Origin of the sequence: Lysinibacillus sp. NPDC093688 (assembly GCF_050280145.1) — a bacterium.
Lineage (GTDB): Bacteria > Bacillota > Bacilli > Bacillales_A > Planococcaceae > Lysinibacillus > Lysinibacillus xylanilyticus_B.
In genome coordinates this window covers 34270-43658 of sequence record NZ_JBNNUX010000037.1, presented here as the reverse complement: position 1 = coordinate 43658, position 9389 = coordinate 34270, and the positions used below count along the sequence as shown (strand labels likewise).

Annotated in this window: 11 protein-coding genes; 8 read left to right on the top strand and 3 right to left on the bottom strand. The window is 35.2% G+C overall.

Annotated features, from left to right (window positions below; translation table 11 throughout):
* Positions 1–371, bottom strand: a 371-nt coding sequence (locus ACQKN2_RS20945) for a serine hydrolase domain-containing protein (RefSeq protein ID WP_427416666.1), incomplete at its 3' end; no start/stop codon positions are given.
* A gap of 468 nt (positions 372–839) precedes the next feature.
* On the opposite strand from ACQKN2_RS20945, the gene ACQKN2_RS20940 reads away from it, so the two are divergent.
* On the top strand, positions 840–1265 hold the full coding sequence (locus ACQKN2_RS20940) for a hypothetical protein (RefSeq protein WP_427416665.1): 426 nt from the start codon (positions 840–842) through the stop codon (positions 1263–1265).
* Positions 1266–1412: 147 nt separating this feature from the next.
* Positions 1413–2171 (top strand): alpha/beta fold hydrolase, encoded by a 759-nt coding sequence (locus ACQKN2_RS20935; protein WP_427416664.1) that lies wholly within the window; start codon positions 1413–1415, stop codon positions 2169–2171.
* Between the two features lie 516 nt (positions 2172–2687).
* Here the strand turns inward: ACQKN2_RS20935 and ACQKN2_RS20930 are convergent.
* Complete coding sequence (locus ACQKN2_RS20930) at positions 2688–3605, bottom strand: EamA family transporter (RefSeq protein ID WP_427416663.1); 918 nt, start codon at positions 3603–3605, stop codon at positions 2688–2690.
* A 110-nt stretch (positions 3606–3715) separates the two neighbouring features.
* Here ACQKN2_RS20930 and ACQKN2_RS20925 point away from each other — a divergent pair, with 110 nt between their 5' ends.
* From ACQKN2_RS20925 to ACQKN2_RS20900, 6 genes are all read left to right on the top strand, one after another.
* Positions 3716–4603 (top strand): AraC family transcriptional regulator, encoded by an 888-nt coding sequence (locus tag ACQKN2_RS20925; protein ID WP_427416662.1) that lies wholly within the window; start codon positions 3716–3718, stop codon positions 4601–4603.
* A gap of 128 nt (positions 4604–4731) precedes the next feature.
* Positions 4732–5130 (top strand): hypothetical protein, encoded by a 399-nt coding sequence (locus ACQKN2_RS20920; protein WP_427416661.1) that lies wholly within the window; start codon positions 4732–4734, stop codon positions 5128–5130.
* 252 nt (positions 5131–5382) lie between these two features.
* Positions 5383–5865: a MarR family winged helix-turn-helix transcriptional regulator gene (locus ACQKN2_RS20915; RefSeq protein WP_427416660.1), complete on the top strand. Its 483-nt coding sequence runs from the start codon at positions 5383–5385 to the stop codon at positions 5863–5865.
* Between the two features lies 1 nt (position 5866).
* Complete coding sequence (locus tag ACQKN2_RS20910) at positions 5867–6907, top strand: beta-carotene 15,15'-monooxygenase (protein ID WP_427416659.1); 1041 nt, start codon at positions 5867–5869, stop codon at positions 6905–6907.
* Between the two features lie 334 nt (positions 6908–7241).
* Positions 7242–7580: an immunoglobulin-like domain-containing protein gene (locus ACQKN2_RS20905; protein ID WP_427416658.1), complete on the top strand. Its 339-nt coding sequence runs from the start codon at positions 7242–7244 to the stop codon at positions 7578–7580.
* Positions 7581–7923: 343 nt separating this feature from the next.
* Positions 7924–8601, top strand: a complete 678-nt coding sequence (locus ACQKN2_RS20900; RefSeq protein ID WP_427416657.1) for a class I SAM-dependent methyltransferase — start codon at positions 7924–7926, stop codon at positions 8599–8601.
* A 493-nt stretch (positions 8602–9094) separates the two neighbouring features.
* Here ACQKN2_RS20900 and ACQKN2_RS20895 read toward each other — a convergent pair whose 3' ends face one another.
* Positions 9095–9268: a hypothetical protein gene (locus ACQKN2_RS20895; RefSeq protein ID WP_427416656.1), complete on the bottom strand. Its 174-nt coding sequence runs from the start codon at positions 9266–9268 to the stop codon at positions 9095–9097.
* Between the last annotated feature and the right edge of the window lie 121 nt (positions 9269–9389).

Genomic DNA, 9389 nt, shown 5'->3' with positions numbered 1-9389 from the left:
GGTTTCCCTTGATACTTTAACGTAAACCAAGGTAAATATTTTTGGACAGGGTCAGTCATTGAGAGCAGCCCTTGCTCTTCCAACAGCATAATACCCATACCGGTAAAAGCTTTACTGACCGAGGCTAACTCATAGAGTGTATTTTCACTTGCAGACAACCCCTTTTCATGGTCAGCATACCCTGAAGAAAAGTAGAACACTTCATCATCAGCAAGTATTGAGATTGACATTCCCGGCACACCTGATATACGAGAGGCATCATCTAGCAACGCTTGTATTGCCGCAGATTTCGAATCTGACAGAGCATAACTTTGTGTTGTGAATCCTGAGAATAATATAAATATCGTTAATACAAAAACAATCTTTTTCATAAACTCTCCTTTTTGAAAAATTATAAGAGAATAATATAAATAACCTACATTTACAACTACTAAACTAAATTATAATTTATCTTTCTATTCATCTATATAATATCAAGTAATCGTGAAGAGTTACACTTAACGATCAGATGCGTTAGTTCAATAAGAAAAACGATCTTCCACAATCGGGCGCGATTGTGGAAGAAGCGTCGCAGTTCTTATTAAACTCCCATGAAAGAACTTAACCATCTTTCATTTACTGTGGTGTAGTGTTAATTTTACACGACATGGATGGCTAACGGGTGCTTTACTTAAAGATTATTTAGTTGCATAGGCAGCTCTTTTTTTCTTATTGAACTATAGGGCCAGATTGTTTAACAGAGGTAAAGTAGCAGAGGGGTGAGAAAGCTTTTGGTTCATAAAATCGTTTATCCAGTACTGATATTCATTATTTGAGTATTATTAGCCATTGTTATCTACTTGAATCATCGAAATGCCACAAATGACTTTTATCATTTAAGATTATCGGGAGAAAGTCCTCATTGGGAGTTAGATGGTTACCAAGTAGATCTGACTTCAGGGATTCTTAATTCGGGAAATGGTAAGCTTCGTTTTAAAGCACGAGGGAATGATTACACTACTAATTATTTTGTCTTTGAAATGAACGCCGTTATAAACAAGAAAGATATAACCCTGCAAAGTAAAGCAGTCTCAAGATCTGAAGATTTTAAAAACGAGATTGATACTGGAGCTATCGAAGGACCACCACCAATAACGAAGGATGGAAAGGCCATAACGTTTAAAGATATAGATAAAATATACGCGGTGATTCATTGGGAAGGACAAGACGATGGAATAGCACACAAAGAAATTATAGATTTGTATGAGCTAGCCAACAAAAACTAAGCAATAATGCGCGATTGTTTAATAAGCGTCGCTGTTCTTATTAAACTAACGAGGTGCTTTAGCAAAAGATTGCTGAGCTGCATAAACGGCTCTTTTTTATTGTGGAAATAATAATGTAAAGCTTATAATTTAATTGGGTGATTAAAAGTGACTATACAACATAAAAAGATAATCGATTTCTATAATAGGCGTATACTGTTCAATAAATATCAACGTAAAAATACACCAAGCGTAATCTTTATTGCAGGGTTAGGCGATAGCCATGAAACATGGAAAAAGGTCCAAGACCGAATATCGGATGAAACGTCAACCTTGTCCTATGACAGGGCGGGTATTGACAGGAGTCAAGACGTAGCAATCCCGCGGACTTGCTGTGATCTTGTCGAGGAGCTCTCCGAATTGTTGCAAGCGCTTGACGTGGAGAAGCCTTATATATTAGTAGGCCATTCCTTTGGTGGGTTGGTCGCCAGATTGTATACCAGTCTTTATCCGCTGGATATCTGTGGTTTGGTTTTGGTTGACGCTGCACCAGAATATAAAGAACTTGCCTATGAAAAGGCTCTACCAGAAAATCTACTTGCAGGAAATAGGGAATATTTCGAGAATCCTAAATTGAATAGTGAGAATATTGATAAAATACAGAGTTATAAGCAAATTGTTGATCATTCAAGACAAAGTGACATCCCTCTCTCAATTATTACAAGAGGTTTACCCGATAATGTTGAAGATGGATGGCCCTCTCAAGAAATATTAGAAATTGAACAAAGTCTACAAGCAAAATTCCAAGGGCTGTCAACGTCAAGTAAGTTCCAGATTGCTAGTCGTAGTGGACATTATATACATCATGATGAGCCTGATATTGTGATAGAAGAGATTTTATTAATGTTAAAGGGGATGGGAAAGTGAGCGATATACGGTCGAAATTTATGGCGGATTTGAAAAGAATTGAGGAGGGATAATACCAACTTCGTTAAAGTGAGCAGATGAGGGAATTGTACCTTTAATGTTGCAATATAACGGTGTTCCTGAGCCTTATTAAGTGATGGAATCTAATAATTCCATATACCCTTATTCATTTAACGGGGGCGTTCGTTTAGTAAGAGACAGCGATTGCTGTCTCTTTTTTATGGTCTATGTAACAATGTTTACTACCCTAGCCTAATAGACTAATTATCCTCTATTCTTATAACCTTATATAACCAAAAGATCGCACTTTTTTATTTTTCCTGCATTTATGGTGAAAAACAGCAATGATTAAAGTCTCGGTTTATGCTGAAATCTCGGTATATTCCTGGATGCAAGCTAAAAATTCTTCTGCTAAAGAAAAAATTCAGAATATGTAAATTTTATATATGGATTCGTAGTCTGTTGGGTCTAGGGTAAGAAATTGCGACTAATAAATCCAAACTTATTTAAACCTTCCTATGATTGCTTTCTCTGGAAAACTGTAAGATATAAAATCATGCAGAGAATAAGTATTGTCCCAATAAATTGAAAACCTCCAAAGGCAATTTTAAGCCAAAACACACTTGTTATAACAGCTGTTAGGGGCTCCAGACTACCAAGTAAACTAGTCTCTTTAGGCGATAAATAATGCAAACTGGCAATATAAAACCAAAATGCTAGCATTGTCCCGAAAATAACGATAAACAGAAAATATGCGATTGTCGACAATGCCCAGTTTGACATGTCAATTTGCCAAGGTTGATGGAAAAAGCTCATCACAATCCCACCAATAAGCATTGACCAGCCTACAACTAACAATGAGTGAAACTGCTGTAAGAGTGGGACGGCATATAACGTATAAAAAGCAGCCGAAAGACCAGATAAAATCCCCCAAAATACGGCTGTCGCTGGAACAGAAAGTGTAGACAACGAGCCATTTGTTAGTAATAAAAAAGTACCAACAAGTGTCAACGTTACAGCGATTCCATCCTGCCTTGTCAATTGACTGTGCTTCGTTATTAAATAATAAGCCATGATAAAAAGTGGTGCTAAATATTGCAATAAAGTCGCAACTGCAGAGTTACCTATAGCAATCGACATCATATAAGTATATTGAACCGCCAGCATTCCTACTAAACTAAATAAAATTTGTCTAAAGGCATTTTGCTTTGTCCGCCACATCACAAAAATAGACTCTTTACGATGTGTAATTTTATAGGCAGTAATGAGCAATAGGCCAGCTAAAAGAAGACGACTGGAAACGAGCCAGCCAACCTCTATATTTTCCTGCTGAAAAAGCTTTTGAGCGACGGTACCACCAATACCCCAAAAACTTGCTCCCAGAATGACAAGCATAAAACCAAGCGTACGATTTTTCTGTGCTGATTGATTCATCTTCAAACATCTCCTAAACTATCAATATAAAACAATAATATAGAATATTAAGCAGAAGAAATATCGATTTATAGAGGGGAAAATATCAATATATTGAGGAGGTCTAAGTAGTGACGTTAACACATATTAAAATTGCGAAGGATTTACAAGAACTAACGTTACATGGAACGAAGGAATTTCCAGTTGCGCTATATGAGACGGTTTTGCGATTAGATAGTTTGGATTTTTTACCGTTACATTGGCATAAGGAAATTCAATTTGTCTATGTGAAGAGTGGTCGTGTGGAATATCGTGTAGGAGCAGATGTTTTTTTACTTGAGGAAGAGGAGGGACTATTTGTCAATGCATCAAGTTTACATGAAGCTAAGCCTTTTCAAGTAGAGCGGGCTACAATCTTATGTATTAACGTGAACCCGTTGCTATTAGGCGGACATAAGGACAGTATTTTTGCCACTAAATATGTACTACCGTATATAACGAACAATAGACTGCCCTATGTAAAGCTTTCTGGCCAATTGGCGCAAAAAGTAGACATCGTAGCAAAATTACTACAAGAGCAAGCCGTTTTTTATGAGCTAAAGGTATGGAGAGAGCTTTTAGTCATTTGGGAAACTATTTTGTCACAATCAATGCTAACAGAAGAAATACTGGATCCAGCAATTATTGTCCAGCATGAACGAGCGAAGGAAATGCTTGATTATTTACATGCTCATTATCAGGAAAAGATATCTTTAGAAAATCTAGCTGCACACGTTTTTTTAAGCCGTGCAGAATGTAGTCGCTTTTTCAAAAAAATGGTCGGCATCACACCATTCACATATTTACTACACTATCGTCTTCGCAAAAGTATGGAGCTATTACGTGATAGTGAGCAATCCATCACTACAATTGCTACAACTACAGGCTTTAGTACAGTAAGTTACTATATTGAAAAATTTAAGACATATACAGGATACTCCCCACATGTTTATCGTAAACAGTTTTTTGATAAAGGATAGCATTGAAGCGGAAAAGAATCGAATACCCGCGCTTGCAATGAATCGCTTCATCCTTATCTAATGAAATGGGGATGTCTACTTATTTGTAATTTAATAATGATGAATAGAATAAAATTGGAGGTGGCTCAATGAAAAAATGGATGTTCCAGATTTTATTCGTCATTCTATTTTTACTTTCTGCTTGTACTATTGCAAAAACGCAAACATTAGTAGGATTTTATCGGGATGCAAAAATTGAAAAAGTAGATAAAGTGATTATTCAAGATGGTTCAACTGGTTATTCTAAAACGATCACAAAGCAAGAACAAATTGGTGAATTGCTAAATTTGATTAAAGATATAGAATTTATTCCACAAGATAATCAAGAAAAGCGTGTAGGTTGGCGATACGGTATTGCTCTTTTTGATGGCGAAAAAGAGTTTATATTTACGCTAAGTGAGATAGACAATACCTATTACGATTCAAATCCAGATATTTATCCAATTGTAGAGAACTATTACAAACAATTAGATATTGTAGAAAAATAAGGACTACTAAAGACTTTTTAATAAGGAGGTCTTTTATTTTGCCATTCTTAATGTCGTAATTTGATTTTTGACACGCTGAAATAAGTATTTGCCGCTATTTTGTTAAGAAATGTGAAAAAATATTGAAAATTAAAAGATTAGCTCCCGCACTTTATCGCTGAAGTGGTTGACAATAATAACCATATAAAATAAAGTAAAGTTAATAGTAAAGGTAACTTTACTATTAACTTTACTTAAAGGATTGAATGAGTTATGGCGAAGGATGAAGAACTTATTTATAAGCTTGTGGAGGAAATAAATGAAGCTATTTATTCGATGGATAGTCATTTCATAAAGTTACATCAAAATTTAATGAGCGATGAACTATCTCCTAAACAAATAATTTTATTAGATTTTATTAACAAAAATAGGCAAGTGACGATTGGACAAATTGCAAGTTATATGAATATAACTTCTAGTGCCGTCGGACAGCTAGTTAGTAAGCTTGAAGAACAGCACTATGTATCTCGGAGCATTAATCCGGAAAATAGACGTGAAATATTTGTGAGTCTTGATACTTCAGGCATTTCGTATTTTGAAAGAGAAGAAGAAATAAAACGATTTATTATCTCGAGATATTATTCGAAGCTTGAGTTAAGTGAGATCGTGCAATTAAAAGAGGTTGTTCAGAAGTTAAACCAAATTGTATTAAAGGAAGGCATTATACATGAAATAAATGATAAGGGAGAGATTTAACATGATTGCATTAAAGAATAAGCAAAATATATGGCTAGCATTTTTGTTAATCGTACTTGCCAGCAATTATACGATTTATAACACTGGGCTCGGCGCATCCATTTTACCACCTGAAACAAATGGCGTTGTTATGGGCTCATTAATTGATTTTGTCTTAATTATGCCTGCTTTATTTCTGCTCTATAAACGAAAGTTTTCTATAAAACAAGCGGTACTTTTAGCAGCTGCTGGTTGTATTGCAGCCCGTTTTATTATTCCGATAGAACATCTACAGCCATTTGTTGCGGTGACATGGGCTGGGTTTGCCATTGAAGGTACACTTATTCTATTAGAAATTTTACTAGTCGCAACTCTTGTTCGCTACATGCCAAGAATTCTGGCGGATGTACGATCTACTACTTTACCAGATTTGTTTTCATTTCCAAAAGCAGTTGAAAATCATGCACCGAAGCATCTTATTATCCAAATGTTTTGCACAGACTTTTTAGTGTGTTACTACGCTTTAGCAAGCTGGAAGAGAAAAGAGAGACCAGGGTTAACCTTGCATAAAAATTCGAGCTATATTGCCTTTATCATTATGCTAATCCATGGAATCGCCATTGAAACAATAGGGATTCATTGGTGGCTACATGAGAAATCACTTGTTCTTTCTATTCTATTGCTTATTTTAAATGTATACTCTGTCTTATTTTTTGTAGCCGATATGCAGGCCATTCGTTTAAATCCTGTTCATGTAACATCTGATAAATTGTATTTGTCATTAGGATTGATGAAACGAGCAGAAATTCGCTTCGATCAGATTGAAGAGCTTATTGAGGATAAGGAACAATTGGAAGGAAAATTAGCCAAAGATACAATTGATTTTATAGCACGTGATTTTGAAGCGGCATATCCACAGTTTATTTTAAAAATGAAGGAGCCTGTGGAAGTGACTTTTATGCTGGGGCTAAAAAAACGTTATAACAATGTAGCCATTAAAGCTGACCAAGTACAGGAATTTAGAAAAATGCTTCTACAAGGAATGGAAGATAATAGATCTTAATAAACAACAGGTGCTAGCAAACTAAGCTGGCACCTGTTTAATTTGCAATCAATAAATAGGGGATAATAATTGTTAAAGGCTGTTTTCTCAAAGGTTGTTCTATTCAGCTAACGAAGCAGTTTAGTGAGACAAGGTTTTTGAAACTTTATTCTAAAATCAATGTCTAAATATTAAAGGGGGAGACAATTTGAAAAGAATTTTTATAGTATTGGCGGTAATTAGTTGTTTTGCATTAGTCGGTTGTTCCCAAGAACCAGAAGGTCAAACAAAAGAACCGACAACTGACTAGGAACCTACAATATATGAAACTGTCAACAATCTTGATGGAGTAACGATGATTGTAAAGGAAGGAACGGTCTCTTCTACTGGATTGACGGTGACATTTGAGAATAACTCCGACAAGCAAATCATCTATGGTGAACATTTTTTGTTGGAAAAGAAAATCAAGGGGAAATGGTACCAAGTTCCATTTGCCTTAGATGGGAACCCCGCTTTTAAGGATATTGGCTATAGCTTGGATTCTTCGGGTGTTAAGGAATGGAAAGTTGATTGGGATTGGCTCTATGGAAGTCTAGATAACGGTGAATACCGTATAGTGAAAGAAATACTGAATTTTAGAAGCGCTGGGGACTATGATAAGTATCATTTGACAGCGGAGTTTACAGTTGAATAACCACACAAAATTAGTATGTACATCACACCCTGTGATAACGGGAAAAACGTTCATAACATAAGCAATTTATGCGATTAAAAACTAATATAATCAATACTTTTAGAAAATCTAATAAATCTAATGAACATAAACTACTTATAGAATCATGAAATCGTCACTGAACTAATATGGAGAACAGTTACATACAATCAATAAAGGCTTATACAAGAATTTCATTTCAAATAAAAAGTATTAATGTTATAATGTGGAAATGTTAAAAATCAGTATGCAACAAACGGGTCATTTTATTGAAAACACTATGTAGTGCTTTTCGTATGCAGGGTAGGAAAGGAGGTCAAGATAAATGAAAATTACTATGCGATATGGGGTTGACGCTCCATTTTGGGTTGCCTTTTTAATTATTATTGGGCTGCTATTTACGTTATTGGGTGTGTTTGGTTCAGTCAATGGGTTTGTATTGAGCTATGGTTTAATTTGTATTGTGACGGGCCTATGGATGTTTACATATTCAACAACAATCAAAATCGCACACAGAGAGGTGATCTTGAGCCTTGCACAAGCTAAATCAGGTGATGAACTTCTTGATGTGGGAACAGGTCGTGGACTTTTAGCTATTTCCGCATCTCAAAGGGGTTGTAAGGTGACAGCTACTGATATTTGGTCAAAATGGGATTTGGGAGGGAATGGAAAAGCTAAACTACAAGCTAATATGGTTGCTGAAAGTGTGGCAGAAATCGACATCGTGGATGCTGACGCTCGGGAACTTCCATTTTCGGACGGAAGTTTCGATGTTGTTGTTTCAAACTTCGTAGTCCATAACATTAAAAGTGAAGAAGGAAGAAGGAAGGCGATTCTTGAAATGTGGCGAGTTTTAAGCCCAAATGGTCGATTAGTTATTTCTGATTTCAGTAAAACTGCTGAATACATTCAAATATTGAATTCAGTTTCCAATCGCGTTGAAATAAAGCAATTTTTTTATACATTTCCGTTTTCAAAAGCTGTTGTTGTGCAAAAGATTTAAGAAATCAATAAACAGAAAAGATGTATTTACTAAAAGGCTCAAATAACAGGGGGCAGAACAAGGAAATGATGATTATAAGTTTTCTTTTAACTAGTTGGATATTAAGTTGGTTTAAGTTTGACGAGTTGTTTATTCAAGCACTCAAGGAACTATTTAACAAAAAGGTGACAATTGCAAGTTATTATTTTATATTTTTTTGTATTGGGGCAATTGGAGACTTAATCTTGTTTTTCAACGGAAATTACATAACCAATTTATTCAGCTAACGACCAGATTGCGGAATAAAGAAAACAGCTTATAACATTAAAAGTACAGAACTCTCTGTACTTTTTTAACCTTCAATCTCATAATAATGAAGACCTTCTGGAGAACGACTTTCAGCAACTTCATCCTATTCCTCAATCATTTTTTAAACGCTTCTCTATTACCGATTTCTTGTTGAATGATGGATAACTTCATTTTTCATGTGTCGGTTGAGTCATCTTTAAATTCTTCATAATATCTTTTTTTGTTTTTCTTCCTGCTCTATTTCCTCAATGATTCCATTTTCTTCCGCAATATAATAATCCATCACAAATTTAGGAACCCTACGATCTTCACCAAGTAGGATAGTATTTCTTTCAAGTTCCTCACGTGGTAATTTTTGTATGCTCTTATCCTCTAACATATGAAGAATTCCTTGAGTAATGCCAGAAAAAAAGCACCAGCCAGATGCTGATGCTTTAAATTTGTTAAATGCTTTATTAGATTAAAGTTAATTTGAACCAAAAAACCTTTGTAAACGTTGG

Coding starts and splice junctions, on each gene's coding strand:
- ACQKN2_RS20915 (WP_427416660.1), top strand. CDS start 5,383: ATGGCGAAGGATGAAGAACTTATTTATAAGCTTGTGGAGGAAATAAAT.
- ACQKN2_RS20920 (WP_427416661.1), top strand. CDS start 4,732: ATGAAAAAATGGATGTTCCAGATTTTATTCGTCATTCTATTTTTACTT.
- ACQKN2_RS20930 (WP_427416663.1), bottom strand. CDS start 3,605: ATGAATCAATCAGCACAGAAAAATCGTACGCTTGGTTTTATGCTTGTC.
- ACQKN2_RS20895 (WP_427416656.1), bottom strand. CDS start 9,268: ATGTTAGAGGATAAGAGCATACAAAAATTACCACGTGAGGAACTTGAA.
- ACQKN2_RS20900 (WP_427416657.1), top strand. CDS start 7,924: ATGAAAATTACTATGCGATATGGGGTTGACGCTCCATTTTGGGTTGCC.
- ACQKN2_RS20910 (WP_427416659.1), top strand. CDS start 5,867: ATGATTGCATTAAAGAATAAGCAAAATATATGGCTAGCATTTTTGTTA.
- ACQKN2_RS20905 (WP_427416658.1), top strand. CDS start 7,242: ATGATTGTAAAGGAAGGAACGGTCTCTTCTACTGGATTGACGGTGACA.